This window comes from Streptomyces sp. NPDC047000 (genome assembly GCF_040644295.1).
In the GTDB taxonomy this organism is placed as follows: domain Bacteria; phylum Actinomycetota; class Actinomycetes; order Streptomycetales; family Streptomycetaceae; genus Streptomyces.
This window is the reverse complement of sequence record NZ_JBEYWE010000012.1, coordinates 66931-89559: the sequence shown is the minus strand read 5'-3', so window position 1 is coordinate 89559 and position 22629 is coordinate 66931. Positions and strand designations below refer to the sequence as shown.

Sequence of the window (22629 nt, the reverse complement as noted above, 5' to 3'; positions counted from 1 at the left end):
CTCCCGCCGCCGGTCCTACAGCACCGTCGCTCCCGCCGCCGGTGCCGACGCCGTCCGGGCCGTCCGGCAGGTGCCCGAGGAACGGAGGTCCGCCGCCACCCGCTCCGCCGACTCCGCGTCCCGTGTGAGGAACGCCGTCGTCGGACCCGAGCCGGAGACCAGCGCGGCCAGGGCGCCCGCGGCGCGGCCCGCGGCGAGGGTGTCGGCCAGCGACGGGTACAGGGAGAGCGCCGCGGGCTGGAGGTCGTTGACGACCGTGGCCGCCAGGGCGTCCGGGTCACCCTTGGCCAGGGCGTCGAGAAGGTCCGGTGAGGCCACCGGCTCAGGGATGCCGCCGCCCTCGGCGAGCCGGTCGAACTCGCGGTACACCGCCGGTGTCGACAGACCTCCGTCGGCCGTCGCGAACACCCAGTGGAACGCCCCGCCGACCTCCAGCGCCGTCAGTCTCTCGCCGCGCCCGGTACCCAGCGCCGCCCCGCCGACCAGGCTGAACGGCACGTCGCTGCCCAGTTCGGCGCAGATGTCCAGGAGTTCCGCGCGGGAGGCGTTCGTGCCCCACAGCGCGTCGCACGCCAGCAGCGCGCCCGCGCCGTCCGCGCTGCCGCCCGCCATGCCGCCGGCGACCGGGATGTCCTTGGCGATGTGGAGGTGCACGGCCGGGTCGAGGCCGTGGCGCCCGGCCAGCGCCAGCGCCGCGCGTGCCGCCAGGTTGGTGCGGTCCAGGGGGACCTGGTGGGCGTCCGGCCCCTCACAGGTGATCCGGAGTTCCTCGGCCGGGGTCGCGGTGATCTCGTCGTGGAGACCGACCGCGAGGAAGACGTTGGCCAGGTCGTGGAAGCCGTCGGCGCGGGCGGCGCCCACGGCGAGCTGGACGTTGACCTTGGCCGGGACGCGTACCGTGACGCTCACTGCTGACCGGACTCCTCGGTGTCGGCGTGCTCTCGGGTGCTTACGGCGGTACGTACGGCGGGTGCCGCGTGCGCCGCCTCTGCCGCGGGCGCCGGGTGCTCGGCGTTCCCGGCGTGCTCGGCGTGCTCGGCGTTCCCGGCGTGCTCGGCGTTCCCGGCGTGCTCGGCGTGCTCGGCGATGCGGGCGAACTCCTCCACCGTCAGCGACTCGCCCCTGGCCTGCGGTGAGACGCCCGCGGCGACCAGCGCGGCCTCCGCCGCCGCGGCGGACCCGGCCCAGCCGGCCAGGGCCGCCCGCAGCGTCTTGCGGCGCTGTGCGAAGGCGGCGTCCACGACGGCGAAGACCTCCCGCTTCGACGCCGTGGTCCTGACCGGATCGGCCCGCCTGACCAGCGAGACGAGCCCGCTGTCGACGTTGGGCGCGGGCCAGAAGACCTTGCGTCCGATGGCCCCGGCCCGCTTCACCTCGGCGTACCAGCCGGCCTTCACGGACGGGACGCCGTACACCTTGGAGCCGGGCGGCGCGGCGAGCCGGTCGGCGACCTCCGCCTGCACCATGACGAGGGTGCGCTCGATGCTCGGGAAGGTGTCGAGCATGTGCAGCAGCACGGGCACGGCCACGTTGTACGGCAGGTTCGCGACCAGCGCGGTGGGCGGCGGGCCGGGCAGCCCGGTGATGTGCATCGCGTCGGAGTGGACCAGGGCGAAACGGTCCGCGCGCTCCGGCATCCGCGCCGCGATCGTGGCGGGCAGCGCACCGGCCAGCACGTCGTCGATCTCGACGGCCGTGACCCGGTCGGCGGTCTCCAGCAGCGCCAGGGTGAGCGAGCCGAGCCCGGGGCCGACCTCGACGACCACGTCGTCCGGGCGGACCTCGGCGGTGCGCACGATACGGCGGACCGTGTTCGCGTCGATCACGAAGTTCTGGCCGCGCTGCTTCGTCGGCCGTACGCCGAGGGCTGCCGCCAGTTCACGGACGTCGGCGGGGCCCAGCAGGGCGTCGGGGGCGGGGCTGCTGCTCACGGGACAAGGGTACGGGGCCGGTCGGCCGGGCCCCGCCGCCCACCGGGGACCCCCGTTCCCCCGGCCGCATCCTGGTGCCGCAGTTCTAGTACCCGAAGGCGCGCGCCGTGTTCGCCGCCAGCGCGGTCGCCAGGGTGTCCTCGTCGGTCCCGCGGACGGCGGCCATCGCGCGCACGGTGACCGGCACCAGGTACGGCGCGTTCGGCCGCCCCCGGTACGGCACCGGCGTCAGGAAGGGCGCGTCGGTCTCCACGAGGACCAGCTCCGGCGGGGCCACGGCCAGGGCGTCGCGCAGCTGCCCGGCGTTCTTGAACGTCACGTTCCCCGCGAAGGACATGAAGTACCCGGCGCGGGCGCACACCTCGGCCATCTCGGCGTCGCCGGAGTAGCAGTGGAAGACGGTCCGCTCGGGGGCGCCCTCCTCCTTGAGCACGCGCAGCACGTCGGCGTGGGCGTCGCGGTCGTGGATGACGAGGGCCTTGCCGTGCCGTTTGGCGATCTCGATGTGGGCCCGGAACGACCGTTCCTGGGCCTCCTTGCCCTCCGGCCCGGTACGGAAGTAGTCGAGCCCGGTCTCTCCGACACCCTTGACCTGCGGCAGCGCGGCGAGCCGGTCGATCTCGGCGAGCGCCGCGTCGAGTCCGGCGGCGCCGCCCGGCTCACGTGCGCCCTGCCGCGACCAGCCTCCCCCAGCCCCAGGGGGCTGGGAGGTGCCCCCAGGATCCCCGTGCACGATGCGCGGGGCCTCGTTCGGGTGGAGGGCGACCGCGGCGTGGACGCCGGTGTACGCCGCCGCGGTCTCGGCCGCCCACCGGGAGCCCTTCACGTCGCACCCGACCTGGACGACCGTCGTGACGCCGACCGACGCGGCCTTCGCGAGGGCTTCCCCGACGGTGCCGGACTGCATGTCGAGATGGGTGTGGGAGTCGGCCACCGGCACCCGCAGGGGCTCCGGCAGCGGCGGCGCCGCATGCTTGGCGGCCTTGGCGGCCTTGGCGGCCTTGTCGGCTCCGGCGGCTTCGGCGCCGCGCACGGCGTTCGGATCGGTGTCGGTCGAAGACATGCCCCGATCCTACGAACACGGAAGGGGCATGCCCTCACCCGGCGGATCAGCCCGCGCTGCGGTGGAACGGGTGGAGGAGGTCGGACAGATGCCAGTGGTGGTCGCGCGCCGGCTGCGCCGGCTGTGCCGATCCCGGCGCCGGCCGGGGAGCCGGTCGTGGGGCCGCCCGCCGCGCGTGGCGCTGCGCCGAGGACACCCGCCCCGCCGCCATGATGCGCACGAGGTGCCCGTCGCACTTGAGGCACGTCGGCCGGCTCAGCGGCGACGGCACGATCTCGCCGTCGGCGACGTACAGGACGAACTCGGTGCCGTCCGCGTCCCTGTGGTGCTCGATCTCGTACGCCTGCTCCCAGCCGTGCCCGCACCGCATGCAGGCGAAGGAGTAGGACTCGTGGACGACGGCGTCCGCCACACCGCTGCCGAGGTCGGTCTGCCCTGCGATCTCACTCACTGCCAGCTCCTCTTGTCCGCCGGACAAGCGCCCCGGCACCGGGGACTGCGGTCCCGGCGGGGGCGAGGGACGGGGACGTCCCACCACCCAGTGGACTCCGCGGTGAGTATGAATGCACCCGTCCTGTCAAGTGTTGGAGCCGTTTTGGACTTTCCTTGCCGAATCCACCCGTACGCGCCCCCGTGTTTTACCTGCCCGACAGCCCGCTTTGCCGCCGCATGGAGCGCACGCTCAGCAGAGACCCGGAGCGCTCATACGAAACGAAACCCCAGGTCGGAGGCGCACGCGCCCCGTATCCGCCCCCTCAGGACCCGGCGGGGCGCTCCTTCCGGGAGCGGCTCGCCCTCGCACCGCCCTCCGCGTGCTTCGCCGCCACCACCGCGTCGAACACCTCCCGTTTCGGCAGCCCCGCCTCTGCGGCCACCGCCGCGATCGCCTCCTTGCGCCGCTCCCCCGCCTCCTCCCGCACCCGTACCCGCCGCACCAGCTCGGCCGCGTCGAGCGGCTCGGCGGGCCGCTCCGGGGCGCCCTCGACGACGACGGTGATCTCGCCGCGCACTCCCTCGGCGGCCCACTGCGCCAGCTCCCCGAGCGGACCGCGCCTGATCTCCTCGTAGGTCTTGGTCAGTTCGCGGCAGACGGCGGCCCGCCGGCCGTCGCCGAAGACCTCGGCCATCGCGGCGAGGGTGTCGTCGAGGCGGTGCGGGGCCTCGAAGTAGACGAGGGTGCGCCGCTCGTCCGCGACGTCCCGCAGCCGGGAGAGCCGTTCGCCCGCCTTGCGCGGCAGGAACCCCTCGAAGCAGAACCGGTCGACGGGCAGCCCGGACAGCGCGAGCGCGGTGAGGACGGCGGACGGACCCGGCACCGCCGTGACCCGTACGTCCCGTTCGACGGCCGCCGCGACCAGCCGGAACCCGGGGTCGGACACCGACGGCATCCCGGCGTCGGTGACCAGCAGCACCCGCGCCCCGCCCAGCAGCTCGTCCACCAGCTCGGGGGTGCGGGCGGCCTCGTTGCCCTCGAAGTACGACACCACGCGCCCCTTGGGCGTCACGCCCAGCGCCTGGGTGAGCCGCCGCAGGCGCCGGGTGTCCTCGGCGGCGACGACGTCGGCGGCGGCGAGTTCCTCGGCGAGCCGCGGCGGCGCGTCGGCGATGTCACCGATGGGCGTACCGGCAAGGACCAGGGTTCCGGGAGCACCGGGGGCAACTGTCACGTTTCCATCCTCCCAGGGGCCCGGAGCGCAAAGAACAAGACAGAATGCATCCGTACCGTTACGGCACATGCACGGGACTCACACAGCGGCTTTCCCTACGATGGCGCGGGTGACCAGTACCGCGTCCTCCACGGACACCCGGCAGGGCCAGGCACCGCACGACCAGCGTCCGTCGTGGCCGCAGCGGCTGCGCCGCTTCGGCTACACGGCACGGCCGGTCGTGGACGTCCGCGACCGCCTCGTGCCGCCGTACGCCGAGCCCGGCGCGCGCATGTGGCAGGTGCTGGGCGTGCCGCCCACGCTGGCCGACCGTGTCGCGCGCTGGTCGGGCTGGGGCGGGCCGCTGCTGGTGACGCTGCTGGCGGGCGTCATGCGGTTCTGGCACCTGGGCAGCCCGAAGGCGGTGATATTCGACGAGACGTACTACGCGAAGGACGCGTGGGCGCTCGTGCACCGCGGTTTCGAGGTCAACTGGGACAAGAACGCCAACGATCTGGTCATCCAGTCGAACGGTCATGTGAAGATCCCGCTGGACGCGGCCTACGTGGTGCATCCGCCGGTCGGCAAGTACGTCATCGGCCTGGGCGAGCTGATGTTCGGGTTCAACCCGTTCGGCTGGCGGTTCATGACGGCGGTGCTCGGCACGCTGTCGGTGCTGATGCTGTGCAGGATCGGCCGCCGGCTGTTCCGCTCCACGTTCCTCGGCTGTCTGGCGGGCGCGCTGCTCGCGGTGGACGGGCTGGCGTTCGTGATGAGCCGGACATCGCTGCTGGACGGGGTGCTGACGTTCTTCGTCCTGGCGGCGTTCGGCTGTCTGCTGATCGACCGCGACCGGGCGCGCGCCAGACTGGCGGCCGCGCTCCCGGCGGACGCGGACGGCCGGATCCGGCCCGACGCCCACCTCGCGCAGACCCTGAGCCTCGGCCTGCGGCCGTACCGCTGGGCGGCCGGAATCCTGCTGGGGCTCGCGATCGGCACCAAGTGGAACGGCCTGTACATCCTGGCGGCGTTCTGTGTGATGGCGGTGCTGTGGGACGCGGCCTCGCGCCGGGTGGCGGGCGCGCCGTTCGCGTTCGCGGCGGCCCTGCGGCGTGACACCGGCATCACCTTCCTGGCCACGGTCCCGGTCGCGATCGGCGTCTATCTGGTCTCCTGGACCGGCTGGATCCTGTCCCCGGCGGACGGCAGCGGCGGCTACTTCCGCAACTGGGCGGCCACCGCGGGCAAGGGCGGCCACTTCACCTTCCTGCCGGACTGGCTGCGCAGCCTGTGGCACTACGAGCACGAGGTCTACAAGTTCCACGTGGGTCTCTCCTCGCCGCACACCTACCAGTCCAACCCGTGGAGCTGGCTCGTCGACGGCCGCCCGGTGTCGTACTACTACGTGTCCCCCTCGCCGGGCGTGGACGGCTGCCCGTCGGACGCGGGCGCGAAGTGCGCGCGCGAGGTGCTGGCGCTCGGCACCCCGCTGCTGTGGTGGGCGGCGTGCTTCGCGGTGCTGTACGTGCTGTGGCGGTGGGCGTTCCGCCGCGACTGGCGCGCGGGGGCGATCGCGTGCGGGGTGGCGGCCGGCTACCTGCCCTGGTTCATGTACCAGGAGCGCACGATCTTCTTCTTCTACGCGGTCGTCTTCGTGCCGTTCCTGTGCCTGGCGGTGGCGATGCTGCTCGGTGCGATCATCGGCCCGCCCGGGTCGGGCGACACCCGCCGGGTGGTGGGCGCGGTGGGCGCGGGCGTCCTCGTCCTGCTGATCGCGTGGAACTTCATCTACTTCTGGCCCCTCTACACCGGTATGTCCATCCCGATCGAGCAGTGGCGTTCACGGATGTGGCTGGACACCTGGATCTGAGGGGCGCCCAGTCCGTCATCTGATCTCTGTTCGGCCGACAACCGTCGTCAGGCGTCACAGGAGTCCCTCATCCGGCCTACAGTTCACTGGACCGGATCAGGAGGGAACGGCCATGCGCAAGGGGGTCAAGGCCACACTCGTGGGCGGGGTGCTGGTCGCGATGGTGGGCGGCGCGGGGTACGGGGCCATGAACGTCGTGTCCGCGCTGAACGGCTCCGCCACGGGCGGCGCGGAGCCGGTGCGGACCGGGCCGCCGACGCGGGACGAGGTCAAGGAGACGACCACCGCGTTCTTCGGCGCGTGGGAGAAGGGCGAGGCCGCCGAGGCGGCGTCGTACACCAACTACCCGGGCGCGGCGGAGAGTCTGCTCGCGGCCTACGGCGGTGTCGCACACATCACCGGTGTGAAGATCACCCCGGGCGCGGCGACCGGCGCCACCGTGCCGTTCTCCGTGAAGGCGACGGTGTCGTACGAGGGCAGGTCCCAGCCCCTCGACTACAGCACCGAGCTGACGGTGGTACGGGGCGAGAGCACGCACCGGGCGCTCGTCGACTGGCAGCCCACCGTCGTCCACCCGAAGCTGCGCAAGGGCGACACGCTGGTCACCGGCGATTCGGCGGCACCGCCGATCGAGGCCCTGGACCGCGACGGCAAGGTGCTGACCCAGGAGAAGTACCCCTCCCTCGGGCCGATCCTGGACGGGCTGCGCGAGAAGTACGGCGACCGGGCGGGCGGTTCGCCCGCCGTGGAGCTGAGCATCAAACACGCCGACACCACCAGCGCCGACACCCCGCTGCTCACCCTGGCCAAGGGCCGGACGGGCAAGCTGCGCACCACGCTGAGCGCCACCGCGCAGGCGGCGGCGGAGACAGCGGTGACCAAGTTCGCCGAGTCGTCGGTGGTCGCCGTCAAGCCGAGCACCGGTGAGGTACTGGCGGTCGCCAACCACCGCAACGACGGCTGGAACGCGGCCTTCCTCGGCCGGCTCGCCCCCGGCTCCACCATGAAGATCATCAGTGCGGCCACCCTCATCGACAACCGCATCACCCGCGCCGACGGCCCCGCCCCCTGCCCCGACGAGGCCGTCTGGCAGAGCGAGACCTTCCACAACCTCGACGGCATGAAGGCCGACGAGCACGCCACCCTGTCGGACAGCTTCTCCCGCTCCTGCAACACGGCGTTCGTGAAGTACGCGGACTCCGTGCGGGTGGACTCGCTGACCAAGGAGGCCGAGGACCGCTTCGGGCTCGGCCGGGACAACTGGAAGGTCGGCATCCCGTCCTTCGACGGCTCGGTCCCCGCCTCCGGCGGACCGGACACCGCGGCCAACATGATCGGCCAGGGCCAGGTGCAGCTCAGCCCGCTGAACCTGGCGTCGGTGACGGCGACCGCCATGACCGGCGCCTTCCGGCAGCCGGTGCTGGTCCCGGCCAAGCTGGACGACCGCCCGCTGGCCACGGCGAAGGGGCTGTCCGCGTCGACCGTGGGGCAGCTGCGCGCCATGATGAACCGCACCGCCGTCAGCGGCACCGCGGCCCGTGCGATGGCCGGGCTCGGCGGCAGCGTCGGCGCGAAGACCGGCTCCGCCGAGGTCGACGGGCAGGCCAGGTCCAACAGCTGGTTCACCGGGTACCGCAACGACGTCGCGGCGGCCGCCATGACCCAGGAGGGCGGCCACGGCGGCGACGCGGCGGGCCCGATCGTGGCGGCGGTGCTGCGGGCGGCCGGCTGAACCGGACGGACACCCGGAGGACCACCGGAGATCCGCCGGAGGACCGACCGGAGGAGCCCCGGAGGCGTGAGGTCCGTCAGAAGCGTTGTACGGCCGTTGTGTGGCCGACATCACCCGTGACGCACCGCCACAGGTCGGGACTCTAGTGTGGTCGTCGTCGTTGAGGACGTGGTGGGACAGACGGGCGGCGGGGACCCGGCCGAGGGCGCGGAGGATCGGGAACTGTGGGCAAGAGGGGCAAGAGAAGACGCACCGTGGAGCGGCAGAGGCCCAGGCCGGCCGTGCTGGCCGGGACGGCCGCCGCGGTCCTCGTGGGCGCCGGGATCGGTGTGTACGCGGTCTTCGGCGGCGGAGCGGCCGCCGACGACAACGCCGGGGCGTCCGCCCACCGGGCGGTCAGAACGGGACCGCTGTCCGCCACCGAGGTGCGGACGGCCGCGCAGACCTTCCTGACGGCCTGGCAGAGCGGCAGCGTCAGCCGGGCCGCGGCCGCCACCGACGACCCGTCCGCCGCCACCACGCTGCTCACCGGCTACACCAAGGACGCCCACATCGAGGACGTCACCCTCACCCCCGGCACCCGCACCGGCGACAAGGTCCCCTTCGCCGTGAAGGCGACGGTCTCCTACAAGGGCGTCAGCAAGCCGCTCGCCTACGGCTCCGCGCTGACCGTCGTGCGCCGCGCGGCGGACGGCAAGCCGCTGGTCGGCTGGCACGCCACCGTCGTCCACCCCGATCTCGAGGACGGGGACACCCTGGTCACCGGCGCGTCCGGCACCCCGCCGATCAAGGCGTACGACCGGGACGGCGGCGAGCTGACCACCGCGAAGTACCCGTCGCTGGGCACGGTGCTGGACGGGCTGCGCGAGAAGTACGGCAAGACGGCCGGCGGCAAGGCGGGCGTCGAACTGCGCGTGGTGCGCGGCAAGGCGTCCGAGAAGGCCGAGCTGTCCGACAAGACTCTCGTCGAGCTGAGCAAGGGCACCCCGGGCTCGGTGAGGACGACACTGGACCCGGCTCTCCAGGCCACCGCCGAGAAACAGGTCGGCACCCGGGAGAGGTCGTCGGTCGTGGTGCTGCGGCCGTCGACCGGCGAGATCCTCGCCGCGGCGAACGCCTCGCACGGCTTCAACACCGCCTTCCTGGGCTCCCTCGCCCCCGGTTCCACGATGAAGGTCATCACGTCGTCGCTGCTGATCGAGAAGGACCTGGCGTCGGCGGACAAGAAGCATCCCTGTCCCAAGACGTTCAAGTACGGCGGCTGGACCTTCCACAACGACGACGACTTCGAGATCAAGGGCGGCACCTTCAAGGCCAGCTTCGCCCGCTCCTGCAACACCGCCTTCATCAGCCAGGCCGGAAAGCTGGACAACGACTCCCTGACCGAGCAGGCCCAGCAGGTCTTCGGGCTCGGCATGGACAACTGGGCGATCGGTGTGCCGTCGATGGACGGCTCGGTGCCGGTGCAGTCGGCGGCGCAGAAGGCGGCGGAGCTGATCGGGCAGGGCGGGGTGCGGATGAACCCGCTGAACATGGCGTCGGTCGCCGCGACCGTGAAGTCGGGCACCTTCCACCAGCCCTACCTGGTCTCCCCGACGGTCGACCACCGCACCCTGGCCACCGCCTCACGCACTCTGTCCGCGGCCACGCTGGCGCAGCTGCGCGAGCTGATGCGGTACACGGCGGCCTACGGCACCGCCGCCGAGGCGATGTCGGGTCTCGGCCCGGACTACGGTGCCAAGACGGGCTCGGCGGAGGTCGACGGGCAGAAGAAGCCGAACGGGTGGTTCACCGCGTACAAGGGGGACCTCGCGGCCGCGGGTGTCGTCCAGGCGGGTGGCCACGGCGGAGACACGGCGGGCCCGATCGTGGCCACGCTGCTCAAACAGGGCGGCTGACCGAGCACCCTGGCCCTCGACCTTCGGCCCTCGGCGGTCAGTCGGCCTCCGGCCGCCCACCGGCTGCCCCGGAGGCCACCTGACGGCCGCCGGCCGGCCCTGGAGGTCGGCCACCGCCCGGACCCCGGCCCCTCGCCGGCCTGCGGGCGCCGGCCGGGTCCCGGCCCGGCTCAGCGGGCGACCGGCTGCCCCGTCTGATAGGTGCGGCGCAGGAATCCGGCCAGCGTCTTGGACTCGAACTGCACCACCGACACCCCCTGCTCGGAGTGCAGCTCGACCACGGCCTGGACCCGCCCGCACGGCCACACCCGCACGTCACCCTGCTCCGCCGGGGCCCGCAGGCCCTGTTCGAGGAGTGTCCGGGAGACGGTCCACTCGTGGGTGCCGGGCAGACCGACCCGTACCGAGCGGGGGTCCGTGTCGGGGTCGTAGCGCAGGACGACCGGGACGGCGGCGTGCTCGTCGCGGAGTTCGGCATCGGCCTCGGTGGTGATGTGGGCTCGTGCGTACTGTTCGACCACGGACATCAGAGGCCCCTTACGCTCCATGAGCTGTGCGAAAGCTGTGCATCCACTTCTCGCTCACCTCAACCAATGTCCCATATTCCGGCGATTACGCGCCCGGAGCGCCGATTCGCGCCCCCGCATGAGCGATGTCACATGCGCTCGCGCGCAAACCTCCGGATGGCCACCGGCTGAACGGCCGGACAAACAATCGACTCGCTCTTGCAAGTCGTTCGCAACAAGCCCCTATCATCGAACCGTGCACGTACCTGACGGATTCATCGACGCCCCCACGTCCGCCGTGACCGGCGTGCTGGCCGCCGGCGCCATCGCGGTCAGCCTGCGCGGCGCACGCCGCGAACTCGACGAACGGACCGCCCCGCTGGCCGGTCTGGTGGCCGCGTTCATCTTCGCGGTGCAGATGCTCAACTTCCCCGTGGCCGCGGGCACCAGCGGTCACCTCCTCGGCGGCGCGCTCGCCGCGATCCTGGTCGGGCCGTACACGGGTGTGCTGTGCGTGTCCGTGGTGCTGCTGATGCAGGGCATCCTGTTCGCCGACGGCGGCCTGACCGCGCTCGGCGTGAACATCACCGACATGGCGATCGTGACGACGGTGGTGTCCTACGCCGTCTTCCGGCTGCTGGTGAAGGCCCTGCCGCGCGGCCGCCGTACGGTCACCGTCGCCTCCTTCCTCGCCGCGCTGGTCTCGGTGCCGGCGGCGGCGCTGGTGTTCACCCTGATCTACGCGGTCGGCGGCACCACGGACGTGCCGATCGGCAAGGTCGCCACCGCGATGATCGGCGTCCACGTCCTCATCGGCCTCGGCGAGGCCGTGATCACCTCGCTGACGGTCGGCGCGGTCATCGCCGTACGCCCGGACCTGGTGCACGGCGCGCGGGGACTGGAGCAACGGCTCAGGCTCCGGGTGAACGGCGAACTCGTCGACGCGCCCGCCGCCCGCCCGGTGCCGGTCGCCCGCGCGTCCCGCCGTACGGTGTGGATCGCGGGTGCGGCCGTCTCCCTGCTCCTCGCCGGCGTGGTCAGCTTCTACGCCTCCGCCAGCCCCGACGGGCTGGAGAAGGTCGCCCGTGACCAGGGCATCGACAAGCAGGCGAAGCCGCACGCGAGCGACGGCTCGCCGCTCGCCGGGTACGGGGTCAAGGACATCGCGGACGCCCGGCTGTCCGGCGGACTCGCGGGCGTGATCGGGGTCGGCTCGACGGTCGTCGCGGGCAGCACCGTCTTCTGGGTGGTGCGCAGACGCCGTACGGACGGCACACCGACCGACACGCCGACGCAGCCGCGCCGCGTCGCCGAGCCCTCGTCGCAGGCGGGCTGAGGCGGTATGGGAGCGGGACACGCGCACCGGCTGTACCGGCACGGGCACTCCCCCGTGCACGCCCTGCCGCCGCACACCAAGCTCGCCGCCGCGTTCGCGTTCGTCGTGGTGGTCGTGTCGACGCCGCGCACCGCCATGTGGGCGTTCGCGCTGTACGCCGTCCTGCTCGGCGCCGTCGCGTACGCCGCCCGGGTGCCCGCCGGGTTCCTGCTGAAGCGGCTGCTGATCGAGGTGCCGTTCGTGGCGTTCGCGGTCCTGATGCCGTTCGTCGCCGAGGGCCCGCGCACCCACGTCCTGGGGCTCTCGCTGAGCACCGCCGGACTGTGGGGCGCCTGGAACGTGCTCGCCAAGGGCACCCTGGGCGTCGCCGCCTCCGTCCTGCTGGCCTCGACCACCGAACTGCGGGAACTGCTGCTCGGGCTCCAGCGGCTGAGACTCCCGCCGCTGCTCGTGCAGATCGCGTCCTTCATGATCCGCTACGGCGACGTCATCACCGACGAGATGCGCCGGATGCGGATCGCCCGCGAGTCCCGCGGCTTCGAGGCGCGCGGCGTACGGCACTGGGGTGTGCTCGCCAAGTCGGCGGGCGCCCTGTTCATCCGGTCCTACGAGCGTGGCGAGCGGGTGCACCTCGCCATGGTCAGCCGGGGCTACGCCGGTTCGATGCCGGTCATCGACGAGGTGACCGCGTCCCGGGCCCAGTGGTCGTACGCCCTCGCCCTCCCCTGCACCGCCCTCGTCGTCTGCCTCCTGGGATGGACCCTGTGACCGCCGTGCCCGATACCACCGCCGCGACCGATGGGACCCCTGGGACCGCTGAGCCGGAGGCGACCGCCGCCCCCGCCTCCCTGGAGGTGTCCGGGCTGGCCTTCGCCTACCCCGACGGCCATCAGGCGCTGTTCGGGGTCGACTTCCGGATCGGACGCGGCGAGCGCGTCGCCCTGCTCGGGCCCAACGGCGCGGGCAAGACGACGCTCGTCCTGCATCTCAACGGCATCCTGACGGCGGGCGCCGGGACGGTGACGGTGGCGGGGCTGCCGGTCGGGCGGCGGCACATGGCGGAGATCCGGCAGAAGGTCGGCATCGTCTTCCAGGACCCCGACGACCAGCTGTTCATGCCGACGGTCCGGGAGGACGTGGCCTTCGGGCCCGCGGCGGCCGGGCTCAAGGGCGCCGGGCTGGAGGCCCGGGTGCGGACGGCCCTGGAGCAGGTCGGCATGGCGGACTTCGCGGACCGGCCGCCGCACCATCTCTCCTTCGGCCAGCGGCGCCGGGTGGCCGTGGCGACCGTGCTGGCCATGGAGCCGGAGATCCTCGTCCTCGACGAGCCGTCCTCCAACCTCGACCCCGCCTCCCGCCGCGAACTCGCCGACATCCTGAGGTCGTTGGACGTGACGGTCCTGATGGTCACGCACGATCTGCCGTACGCGCTGGAGCTGTGCCCGCGCGCGATGATCCTCAGCGACGGCGTGATCGCCGCCGACGGCCCCACCGGCGAGCTGCTGTCCGACGACGCCCTGATGCGCGCCCACCGCCTGGAACTCCCCTTCGGCTTCGACCCGCGCTCCGTGACCCCGCGCGGGTGAGCACGGGGTCGGGGGAGAGCGGGGTCAGGGGGAGGACGGCGGCTCAGACGTGGATCGGGTGGGACGTGCGGCCCGACGCCTGGTCGATCTCGACGTGCGCCTTGGTGAGGAGTTCCATCGCCAGCTCGTTGAGGGCACGGGCCCCGGCGATCTCCTCGCCCACCTTGGGCTGATTGGAGTCCGAGTGGTGGCGGCTGGCGCGCCCGTGCGCCCTCACCTCCGACCCGTCGGGCAGCCGTAGCAGGGCGACGGCCCTGGTGTGCTCCTCGTCCTCCATGAACTCCATCTCGACGTGCCATCCCACAGTGGTGTGCATCATCACGATCACCTCCGGAATCCCTGTTTCCAGAGTGCGCCGCGACGGCCCGCCGGGCCACCGATGGTTCCCACCGGATCCGGTCGCCCGCACCGGGGCCGGGCGCTCACACGGCCGCCGGGGGCTCCCCCTCGTCGAAGCTGGCGTAGTACGCGGCGGCCATGTCCTCGTCGCCGTGCCCCTGCGCCGCCGCCCGCGCGAACCGCTCGGCACTCGCGGCGGCCACGTCCAGCCGCACCCCGTGGGCCTCCCCCGCCGCGACGATCAGCCGGGCGTCCTTCTCCGCGGTGACCACGGCGAAGCTCGCCGGGGACAGCCCGCCCTCCAGGATCGCCGCGCCCTTGGCCCGCAGATACCCCATGTCGAGCGGGCCGCCGGCGATCAGGCCGAAGAAGTCCGCCGGGTCCACGCCGAGGCCGTGGGCCAGCGCCAGGGTCTCCCCGGCCGCGGCGGTGACCGCGACGACCCAGCTGTTGGCGACCAGCTTGAGCCTGGTCGCGGTGGCCGCCGCGCCGTCGTCGCCGGTCCACACCGTGCGCGCCCCGACCGCCTCGAACACCGGCAGCACCGTCTCGCGCCCCCGGGCGGGCCCGGCGGCCAGCACCGTGAGCTGCCCGGCCTCGGCGGGCTGCCGGGTACCGAGCACGGGGGCGTCGTAGAAGACGAGGCCGTGCTCGGCGGCGAAGGACGCCAGCAGCGGTACGGACTCCAGGCCGGCCGTCGTCGACTGCGCCCAGACGGTGCCGGGCCGCAGCCCGGGGACGGCCTCGCGCATGACCTCCATGGCGGCGCCGCCGTCGTAGAGCATGGTCAGGACGACATCGGCGCCGCGGACCGCCTCCTCGGGGCTCTCGGTGACGTGCGCGCCGTCGGCGGCGAGCGGCTCCGCCTTGGCGCGGGTGCGGTTCCAGGCGCGGACGGTGTGTCCGGCGCGGGCGATGTTGCGGGCCATCGCCGCGCCCATGATCCCGGTGCCGAGGACGGCCACGGTGAGCTTGTCGGTGGCGGTGGCGCTGTCAGTGCCGGTGTCGGTCATGACGGGGGTTCCTCATCGTCGTTCGTCGTGTGCGGCGGGCGGTTCGGCGAGCGGTTCGGCAAGTTGCCGGGTGAGCGGCCCGGTGTCGGGTGCCGCTCGCCTCCAGGGTTTCCCGCCGTCGCGTTCTCAACCCGTGGGCACGGGATGCTCACGCACGTCCACGAGGGTGGCGCCCGCGTGGGCGATCAGGGTCCGGGGCGCCATGGGGAAGACCGCGTGCGGGGTACCGGCGGCGGCCCAGACGACGTCGTGCGCGAGGAGGGAGCGGTCGGCGAGGACCCGGGTCCGGGTACGGTGCCCGAAGGGCGGTACGCCGCCGATGGCGTACCCGGTGGTCTCGCGCACCACGTCGGCCTTGGCGCGGGTGACCCGGCCGGCCCCGAGTTCGGCCCGTACGCGCTCCACGTCGACCCGGGAGGCGCCGTCCATCAGCACGAGCACCGGGACGCCGTCGGCGGCGAAGATCAGCGACTTGCAGATCTCGCTCAGCCCGCATCCGAGGGCGGCGGCGGCCTCGGCGGCGGTCCGGGTCGCGTCCGGGAAGCGGCGGACACGGGAGTGCAGGTCGACGAGCCCGAGCGCGTCGAGCGCCGCGGCGAACCGGGGATGGACCCCGGCGGAGTCGGGTGCGGTGGTCATGCGGGCACGCTAGTGCCGCGACCGGGGCGGGGCGAACAGGTTTCGCGCGTGCGTCACGGCCAACAGGTTTCGCGCGGTCGGTACGTGTCCCGTGGGAACGGCGAAGGCCGGTGAGGGCCGTCCCTGGTCCCAGGAGCCCTCACCGGCCGTCGTCACCCGGAAGTGCTACGGCGTCACACCCGCGCCGTCTCCCGGTCCGCACCGGGGCCACGGTGGCCGTCGTCGTCACCGGCGGCCCCGCCGTCCCCGGCACCGCCGTCGGTCAGGGCGCGCAGCCCCTCGCCCTCGACGTCCACGTCGGGCAGCACCCGGTCCAGCCACTTGGGCAGCCACCAGGCGCGCCGCCCGAGCAGGGCCAGCACCGCCGGGACGATCGCCATGCGCACGATGAACGCGTCGAAGAACACGGCGATCGCGAGGCCGAAGCCGATCATCTTGACCATCGACTCGCTGGAGCCGATGAAGCCGGAGAAGACGGCGCTCATGATGATCGCGGCGGCGGTGACCACCCGCGCGCCGTGCCGGAAGCCGGTCACGATCGCCTGGGTCGGCTCCTCCCCGTGGACGTACGCCTCGCGCATCCGTGTCACGAGGAACACCTCGTAGTCCATGGCCAGACCGAACACCACGCCGACCATGAAGATCGGCATCATCGACATCACCGGACCGGTCTGCTCCACGTTCATCACGCCGGACAGCCAGCCCCACTGGAAGACGGCGACCACGGCGCCCAGCGCCGCGAGCACGCTCAGCAGGAAGCCGAGGGCCGCCTTCAGCGGGACGAGCACCGAGCGGAACACCACGATCAGCAGCAGGAACGCCAGGCCGACGACCAGGACCAGATACGGCACCAGCGCGTCGTTGAGCTTCTTCGAGACGTCGATGTTCATCGCCGTCGAGCCGGTGACCAGGACCTTCGCGTCCGTGGTGGCCTCGATGTCCGCGCCCTTGCCGCGGATGGCGTGCACCAGGTCCTCGGTGGACGTGGAGGACGGCTTCGAGGCGGGGATCACGGTGATCATGGCCGTGTCGCCGGCCTTGTTGTACGTCGCCGGGGTGAGGGCGACGACGTCATCGAGGGCCTTGATCCGACCGGCGACGGTGTCGACCGCGGCCTTCGGCTGATCGCTCCCGCCGGCGTCGACGACGACCATGAGGGGGCCGTTGAAGCCCGGTCCGAAGCCCTCGGACAGCAGGTCGTAGGCGCGGCGCTGGGTGGTGGAGACCGGCTGGGAGCCGTCGTCGGGCAGGCCCAGTTCGAGGGAGGCGGCGGGGATCGCGGCGGCGCCCAGGCCGACCACGCCGAGCAGCAGGACGGCGACGGGGCGCCGTACGACGAAGGTCGCCCAGCGGGTACCCATGTTGGGCCGCACCGGCTGCTTCCCGGACCGGCCGTCGGCCTGCGTGGCCGTGCCGGGGCCGTCGGACCGCGCCGTGGCCCTGGTACCGCCCAGGAACCGGCTCTTCTCGCCCGCCGGGCGGACCCGGCGGCCCGCGTAGCCGAGCAGGGCGGGGATCAGGGTGAGGGCGATCAGCACCGCGACGGCGACCGTGCCCGCGGCGGCGACACCCATCTTCGTCAGCAGCGGGATGCGCACCACGGACAGGCCGACCAGGGCGATCACCACGGTGAGACCGGCGAAGACGACGGCCGAGCCCGCCGTGCCCACGGCCCGGCCCGCCGCCTCCTCGCGTTCCCGGCCCTCGGCCAGCTCGGCGCGGTAGCGGGAGACGATGAACAGGGCGTAGTCGATGCCGACGGCGAGGCCGATCATGGTGGCGAGGATGGAGGTCGTCGAGCCCAGATCGAGGGCGTCCGCGAGGGCGGTGATCGTCGACACGCCGATACCGACGCCGATGAGCGCCGTCACCAGGGGCAGCCCGGCCGCGACCAGCGAACCGAAGGTGACGATCAGGACGACGGCCGCGATCGCCACGCCGACGACCTCGCCGGGGCCGGTCTCGGGGATCGTGTTCAGCGCGTCGCCGCCGATCTCGACGGTCAGGCCGGACCGCCGGGCGTCCTGCGCGGCCTTCTTGAGGGCGTCACGCGTGGAGCCGGCGAGCTCCATGCCCTTGGCCTTGTACTTGACGGCGGCGTAGGCGATCGTGCCGTCCCTGCTGATCGCCCGGGCCTGGTACGGATCCGCGACGGAGGCGACCTCGCGGCCGTGCGCCAGCGTGCCCACCAGGGTCTCGACAGCCGCCTTGTTCGCGGCGTCCGTCATCTTGGCGCCCTGCGGCGCCTTGAAGACGACGCGGGCGGTCGCACCGTCGGCGCTCATCCCGGGGAAGCGCTGTTCGAGAAGGTCGAAAGCTTTCTGCGCCTCGGTGCCGGGGATGGAGAAGGAGGTCGAGCCCGCGCCTGGCGCGGAGGCGGCGCCCACGCCCGCGAGCGTGAGCAGCGCCACCCAGAACAGGGCGACGAGATGCCGTCGCCGGTGGGCCAGGCGGCCCAGTCGGTAGAGGAAGGTGGCCACGAGAACGTACTCCCGGTCGGTCGTTGTCGGTTCAGGGCATGGGTGTCCCCCGGCAGGAGGCAGGGAGGATCAGCCCGACGACGTGAGCGGGGACGTCAGGTGGTGCTGGTTCTAGGTGCCGTTCGGGGAGGTCCGCACGGGTGTCAGGGGACGCGGACGCCGAGGGCGGGGAGGACCACGGCGTCCAGGTAGGAGGTGAGGAAGGCCCGGGTCGGCGGCTGGTCGTCGAGCAGCGCGCGGGTGGCGAACCCGCCGACCATCATGTGCAGGACGAAGTCCAGCGCCGGGCAGTCGGCCCTGACCTCGCCGCGGTCGACGGCGCGCTGCAGCAGCCGCCGGAACTCCTGGATCTCCGGCTCGACCAGCTGTTCGCGGAACGCCTGCCGCAGGTCCGGGTTGTGATGGATCGCCATGGCGACGCCGCGCATCAGCGCGGAGTTCCGTTCCATGGTGCAGTCGTCCTCCTGCGCCACCATGGCGTGCAGATCGCCGCGGAGGGAGCCGGTGTCGATCTCGGCGAGCTTGCCCGGCTTGCCGTGCCGGATGGCTCTGACCACCAGTTCGGCCTTGCCGCCCCACTGGCGGTAGAGCGTCGCCTTGCTGGACCGGGTGCGCGCGGCCACGGCGTCCATGGTGAGGGCGTCGTAACCGACCTCCCGGAGCAGATCGAGCACGGCCTCGTACAGCTCGGCCTCACGCTCGGGCGTGATGCGACTGCGACGCGGCGTTGCGACCTCAGCCATGACCCTCACCCTCCTCCGCTCCGTTCCCGCCCCGGGACCGCGTCCCGAGGCTCCGAACGACACGGTTTCGTACATCCCGAAGGTAGCGCAACTCCCAAGCGAAACGAAACAGTTTCGTACGTGTGTTGGATCACCCGGATGCGGGCTTGCGTCACCCGTGGTGACCGCCGAGCGGGGCGGCGGACGGCGTGACCGGCAGAAGTTGCTCCAGCTCCGTCACGGTAAAAACATGGGGAGGTGAGCTATCTGCGCCTGCCGCATCTCAGCGGCGACCGGTTGTGCTTCGTGGCCGAGGACGACCTCTGGCTGGCCAGCCTCGACGACGGCGGCCGGGCCTGGCGGATCACCGCCGACCGCACCCGGCTCGGCCACCCCCGCTTCTCCCCCGACGGCCGGCACATCGCGTACACGAGCTGGCGCAGCCTGGACCCGGAGCTGTACCTGGTCCCGGTGGAGGGCGGCGAGAGCCGCCGGCTGACCTACTGGGGCAGCCCGGACACCCGGGTCTGCGGCTGGACCCCCGACGGCGATGTCCTCGCCGTCGGCTCCCACGGCGAACCGTTCTCCTACTACACCTGGGCCTACAAGGTCACCCCCGACGGCGACCCCGGCCGCAAACTGCCCTGGGGCCCGGTCTCCGACATCCAGGTCACCGACCGGGACGGGTCGGACGAGGCGGGCGGGTCCGGCGGCTCGAACGGGTCCGGCGGCTCCGGCGGTGCGCGCAGGACCCTGCTCCTCACCGGTACCCCTCCGCACGAACCGGCCGCCTGGAAGCGCTACCGCGGCGGCGCCACGGGCCGGCTGTGGCTGCACGGCAAGCAGCTGCTCGCGGACCTCGGCGGCCATCTGCACTCCCCGATGTTCGTCGGCGGCCGCATCGCCTTCCTCTCCGACCACGAGGGCGTCGGCAACCTCTACTCCTGCGCCCCCGACGGCTCCGGCCTGCGCCGCCACACCGATCACGACGCCTTCTACGCCCGGCACGCCTCGTCCGACGGCACCCGTGTCGTCTACCAGTGCGCGGGCGACCTGTGGATCGTCGACGACCTGTCCGAGGCGTCCGTGCCGCGCCGTCTCGACGTACGTCTCGCGGGGCCGCGCTCGGGACGCCGCAGATACCAGATACCGGCGTCGCAGCACGTCAACGGCATCTCGGTGGACGACACCGGCCGGGCCAGCGCCGTCGTGGTGCGCGGCAGCCTGCACTGGCTCACCCACCGCGACGGCCCGTCCCGCACCATCGCCGACATGCCGGGCGTACGGGTACGGCTGCCGGAGATGCTCGGCGCGAGCGGCCGGGTCGCCTACGTCACGGACGCGGAGGGCGAGGACGCCGTCGAGATCGCCTACCTGCCCCGGGCGAGCGGCGGTCGTGCGCCGCGCCGGCTGGCCCGCGGAGAGCTGGGCCGGGTCCTGGAGCTGGTGTCCGACCCGGCGGGGGAACGCCTGGCGATCGCCTCGCACGACGGACGGCTGCTGACCGTGGACGTGACGGAGGAAACCATCGGGGAGACGCCGCAGACCGCCGGGAAGACACCGCAGGTGGCCGGGGAAACCGAGGAAACCGCCAGGGAAACAGCGGAGGAAACGGCCGGCGGGACAGCCGGCTCGCCCCGGGAGGCTGCCGATGCGACCCGCGAGGCCACCGGCTCTACCCAGGAGACAGACGATGCGACCCACCAGGCCACCGGCTCGACCCCGGAGACAGACGATGCGCCCCGCGAGGCCATCGGCTCGGCCGGGGAGGCCGCCGGCTCCGCCGGTCAGGTCACGGAGCTGGTCCGGTCGGTCAACGGCCCGGTCCGGGACCTGGCGTTCTCGCCGGACGGCGCCTGGCTGACCTGGTCGCACCCGGGCATCGGCCGTTCGCTGCGGCAGATCAAGATGGCGCGCATCGAGGACCGTACGGTCATCGACGTCACCAACGGCCGCTTCGAGGACGAGAACCCGGTGTTCACCCGGGACGGCCGCTACCTCGCCTTCCTCTCCTGGCGCGGTTTCGACCCGGTGTACGACGTCCACACCGGGGACCTGTCCTTCCCGCTCGGCTGCCGCCCCTATCTGGTCCCGCTGTCCTCGGCGACCCCCTCTCCCTTCGCCCTGAACCCGGACGGCCGGCCCGCCGCCGGCGGTCTCGATCCCGTGGCCGACGAAGAGGGCACCGGTGACGGCAGCACGGTGACCGTGGAGGCCGAGGGGCTGGAGAGCAGGGTGACACCGTTCCCGGTCGCCGCCTCCAAGTACTCGGCGCTGCGGCCGGTCGCGGGCGGCGGGCTGGTCTGGCTGCGCTGGCCGATCTCGGGCGCGCTGGGCGAGACGTTCGCCAACCCGGCCGACACCAGCGGCCGTCCGACCCTGGAGCACTTCTCCGTCACCAAGGCCAGGAAGTCCGAACTCGTCGACCACCTGGACTGGTTCGCGGTGAGCGGCGACGGCACCCGGCTGGTCGTCGTCGACGAGGGCGACCTGCGCGCGGTGCCCGCCACCGAGTCCGGGGACAGCGACTCGACGACCTGGATAGACGTACGCCGCATCCTGCACGAGGTGGACCCGGGCGCGGAGTGGCGCCAGTCGTACGAGGAGGCCGGAAGGCTGATCCGCGCCTACTTCTGGGACCCCGGCATGTGCGGCATCGACTGGGACGCGGTGCTGGCGCAGTACCGCCCGCTCGTCGAACGCGTCGCCTCCCCCGACGAGTTCGCCGATCTGCTGCGTGAGGTACTGGGCGAGCTGTGCACCTCCCACGCCTATGTCACCGCCGCCCGCCGCAACGAGGGGCCGCCGCACTACCGGCGCGCGCAGGGGCTGCTGGGCGCCAACTTCGTCCGCCGGGAGGAAGGGTGGACCGTGCGGCGGATCCTCGAGGGTGACTCCTCCGATTCCAGGGCCCGTTCGCCGCTGGCCGGTACGGGCATCCGGGAGGGCGCGGTCCTCACCCATGTCGACGGCCGCCCGGTGGACCCGGTGGCGGGCCCGTACCCGCTGCTGGAGGGAGCGGGCGGTACGACGGTGGAGCTGACCTTCACCCCGGCCGGGGGCGAGGGCCCGGCACGGCGGGTGGCGGTGCTCCCGCTCGTCGACGAACGGCCGCTGCGCTACCAGGACTGGGTGGCCAAACGCCGTCAGGTCGTGCGGGAGCTGAGCGGGGGCAGGTGCGGATACCTGCACATCCCCGACATGGGCGGTTCGGGCTGGGCGCAGTTCAACCGCGACCTGCGCATGGAGGTGTCCCGGCCCGCGCTCATCGTCGACGTCCGCGGCAACGCCGGCGGCCACATCAGCGAGCTGGTCATCGAGAAGCTGACCCGCACGATCCTCGGGTGGGACCTCACGAGGAACGCCCAGCCCGTGTCGTACGCCTCCAGCGCCCCGCGCGGTCCCGTGGTCGCCATCGCCGACGAGGCCACCTCGTCCGACGGCGACATGATCACGGCGGCCTTCAAGCTGCTCGGGCTGGGGCCGGTGGTCGGTCAGCGGACCTGGGGCGGGGTCGTCGGCATGACCGGGCGGCACGTGCTGGGGGACGGGACGGTGATCACGGTGCCGATGAACGCGGCGTGGTTCGAGGACTACGGCTGGTCGGTGGAGAACCACGGTGTCCTCCCGGACCTGGAGATCCAGCGCACCCCCCTGGACTGGGCGGAGGGGCGCCACGCCCAGCTCGACGACGCGGTGACGCTGGCCCTGGACCTTCTGACCACCACCCCGCCCGCCACACCCCCCACCGACTCCCCCGCCCCCACCCACACCCGCCCCGCCCTCCCCCCGAGGCCCTGACCCGCACCGCACCCCACGCCCACCCCCGCGGAGGACGTGCACGTGCGGGGCGCCCGGACTGCCCGGA

18 protein-coding genes are annotated in these 22629 nt (G+C 72.9%); 7 read left to right on the top strand and 11 right to left on the bottom strand.

The features are described from left to right. Positions 1–15: 15 nt before the first annotated feature. From ABZ862_RS20400 to rsmI, 5 genes are all read right to left on the bottom strand, one after another. Positions 16–909: a 4-(cytidine 5'-diphospho)-2-C-methyl-D-erythritol kinase gene (locus tag ABZ862_RS20400; protein WP_360959972.1), complete on the bottom strand. Its 894-nt coding sequence runs from the start codon at positions 907–909 to the stop codon at positions 16–18. Beyond that, positions 906–1931 carry a 16S rRNA (adenine(1518)-N(6)/adenine(1519)-N(6))-dimethyltransferase RsmA gene (gene rsmA, locus ABZ862_RS20395; RefSeq protein WP_360959970.1) on the bottom strand — a complete coding sequence of 342 codons (1026 nt, stop codon included), beginning with the start codon at positions 1929–1931 and terminating at the stop codon, positions 906–908. The genes ABZ862_RS20400 and rsmA overlap by 4 nt, the downstream gene beginning before the upstream one ends. Positions 1932–2016: 85 nt before the next feature. Continuing rightward, entirely contained in the window at positions 2017–2994 is a 978-nt protein-coding gene (locus ABZ862_RS20390; RefSeq protein WP_360959968.1) for a TatD family hydrolase, read from the bottom strand. A gap of 46 nt (positions 2995–3040) precedes the next feature. Beyond that, on the bottom strand, positions 3041–3445 hold the full coding sequence (locus ABZ862_RS20385) for a hypothetical protein (RefSeq protein ID WP_360959966.1): 405 nt from the start codon (positions 3443–3445) through the stop codon (positions 3041–3043). 304 nt (positions 3446–3749) lie between these two features. Next, the gene (gene rsmI / locus ABZ862_RS20380) at positions 3750–4661 is read right to left on the bottom strand and encodes a 16S rRNA (cytidine(1402)-2'-O)-methyltransferase (RefSeq protein ID WP_360959964.1); all 912 of its coding nucleotides are present in this window, start codon (positions 4659–4661) and stop codon (positions 3750–3752) included. A 109-nt stretch (positions 4662–4770) separates the two neighbouring features. On the opposite strand from rsmI, the gene ABZ862_RS20375 reads away from it, so the two are divergent. The 3 genes from ABZ862_RS20375 to ABZ862_RS20365 all read left to right on the top strand — a co-directional run bounded on the left by ABZ862_RS20375 (position 4771) and on the right by ABZ862_RS20365 (position 10140). Next, the gene (locus tag ABZ862_RS20375; protein ID WP_360959962.1) at positions 4771–6510 is read left to right on the top strand and encodes a phospholipid carrier-dependent glycosyltransferase; all 1740 of its coding nucleotides are present in this window, start codon (positions 4771–4773) and stop codon (positions 6508–6510) included. Between the two features lie 112 nt (positions 6511–6622). Further along, positions 6623–8242, top strand: coding sequence for a penicillin-binding transpeptidase domain-containing protein (locus tag ABZ862_RS20370; RefSeq protein WP_360959960.1), 1620 nt, complete (start codon positions 6623–6625; stop codon positions 8240–8242). 254 nt (positions 8243–8496) lie between these two features. Beyond that, positions 8497–10140 (top strand): penicillin-binding transpeptidase domain-containing protein, encoded by a 1644-nt coding sequence (locus ABZ862_RS20365; protein WP_360959958.1) that lies wholly within the window; start codon positions 8497–8499, stop codon positions 10138–10140. 170 nt (positions 10141–10310) lie between these two features. Here ABZ862_RS20365 and ABZ862_RS20360 read toward each other — a convergent pair whose 3' ends face one another. Further along, positions 10311–10667, bottom strand: coding sequence for an SsgA family sporulation/cell division regulator (locus tag ABZ862_RS20360; RefSeq protein WP_360959956.1), 357 nt, complete (start codon positions 10665–10667; stop codon positions 10311–10313). A gap of 235 nt (positions 10668–10902) precedes the next feature. On the opposite strand from ABZ862_RS20360, the gene ABZ862_RS20355 reads away from it, so the two are divergent. The 3 genes from ABZ862_RS20355 to ABZ862_RS20345 all read left to right on the top strand — a co-directional run bounded on the left by ABZ862_RS20355 (position 10903) and on the right by ABZ862_RS20345 (position 13568). Further along, positions 10903–11982, top strand: coding sequence for an energy-coupling factor ABC transporter permease (locus tag ABZ862_RS20355; protein ID WP_360959954.1), 1080 nt, complete (start codon positions 10903–10905; stop codon positions 11980–11982). Between the two features lie 6 nt (positions 11983–11988). Beyond that, positions 11989–12750: a cobalt ECF transporter T component CbiQ gene (gene cbiQ, locus ABZ862_RS20350; RefSeq protein ID WP_360959953.1), complete on the top strand. Its 762-nt coding sequence runs from the start codon at positions 11989–11991 to the stop codon at positions 12748–12750. An 80-nt stretch (positions 12751–12830) separates the two neighbouring features. Further along, complete coding sequence (locus ABZ862_RS20345; RefSeq protein WP_360960209.1) at positions 12831–13568, top strand: ABC transporter ATP-binding protein; 738 nt, start codon at positions 12831–12833, stop codon at positions 13566–13568. A gap of 43 nt (positions 13569–13611) precedes the next feature. Here ABZ862_RS20345 and ABZ862_RS20340 read toward each other — a convergent pair whose 3' ends face one another. The 5 genes from ABZ862_RS20340 to ABZ862_RS20320 form a co-directional block, all read right to left on the bottom strand. Next, the gene (locus ABZ862_RS20340; protein WP_360959951.1) at positions 13612–13887 is read right to left on the bottom strand and encodes a DUF1876 domain-containing protein; all 276 of its coding nucleotides are present in this window, start codon (positions 13885–13887) and stop codon (positions 13612–13614) included. 103 nt (positions 13888–13990) lie between these two features. Next, complete coding sequence (locus ABZ862_RS20335) at positions 13991–14920, bottom strand: NAD(P)-dependent oxidoreductase (RefSeq protein ID WP_360959950.1); 930 nt, start codon at positions 14918–14920, stop codon at positions 13991–13993. A 126-nt stretch (positions 14921–15046) separates the two neighbouring features. Further along, on the bottom strand, positions 15047–15559 hold the full coding sequence (locus tag ABZ862_RS20330; protein ID WP_360959949.1) for a YbaK/EbsC family protein: 513 nt from the start codon (positions 15557–15559) through the stop codon (positions 15047–15049). Positions 15560–15732: 173 nt separating this feature from the next. Then, positions 15733–18039: an MMPL family transporter gene (locus tag ABZ862_RS20325; protein WP_360959947.1), complete on the bottom strand. Its 2307-nt coding sequence runs from the start codon at positions 18037–18039 to the stop codon at positions 15733–15735. A gap of 143 nt (positions 18040–18182) precedes the next feature. After that, on the bottom strand, positions 18183–18782 hold the full coding sequence (locus tag ABZ862_RS20320) for a TetR/AcrR family transcriptional regulator (protein ID WP_360959945.1): 600 nt from the start codon (positions 18780–18782) through the stop codon (positions 18183–18185). Between the two features lie 237 nt (positions 18783–19019). Between ABZ862_RS20320 and ABZ862_RS20315 the strand changes: the two genes are divergently transcribed. Then, complete coding sequence (locus ABZ862_RS20315) at positions 19020–22562, top strand: S41 family peptidase (RefSeq protein ID WP_360959943.1); 3543 nt, start codon at positions 19020–19022, stop codon at positions 22560–22562. Positions 22563–22629 lie beyond the last annotated feature (67 nt).

Coding starts and splice junctions, on each gene's coding strand:
- ABZ862_RS20390 (WP_360959968.1), bottom strand. CDS start 2,994: ATGTCTTCGACCGACACCGATCCGAACGCCGTGCGCGGCGCCGAAGCC.
- ABZ862_RS20370 (WP_360959960.1), top strand. CDS start 6,623: ATGCGCAAGGGGGTCAAGGCCACACTCGTGGGCGGGGTGCTGGTCGCG.
- ABZ862_RS20360 (WP_360959956.1), bottom strand. CDS start 10,667: ATGTCCGTGGTCGAACAGTACGCACGAGCCCACATCACCACCGAGGCC.
- cbiQ (WP_360959953.1), top strand. CDS start 11,989: ATGGGAGCGGGACACGCGCACCGGCTGTACCGGCACGGGCACTCCCCC.
- ABZ862_RS20340 (WP_360959951.1), bottom strand. CDS start 13,887: ATGATGCACACCACTGTGGGATGGCACGTCGAGATGGAGTTCATGGAG.
- ABZ862_RS20335 (WP_360959950.1), bottom strand. CDS start 14,920: ATGACCGACACCGGCACTGACAGCGCCACCGCCACCGACAAGCTCACC.
- ABZ862_RS20330 (WP_360959949.1), bottom strand. CDS start 15,559: ATGACCACCGCACCCGACTCCGCCGGGGTCCATCCCCGGTTCGCCGCG.
- ABZ862_RS20320 (WP_360959945.1), bottom strand. CDS start 18,782: ATGGCTGAGGTCGCAACGCCGCGTCGCAGTCGCATCACGCCCGAGCGT.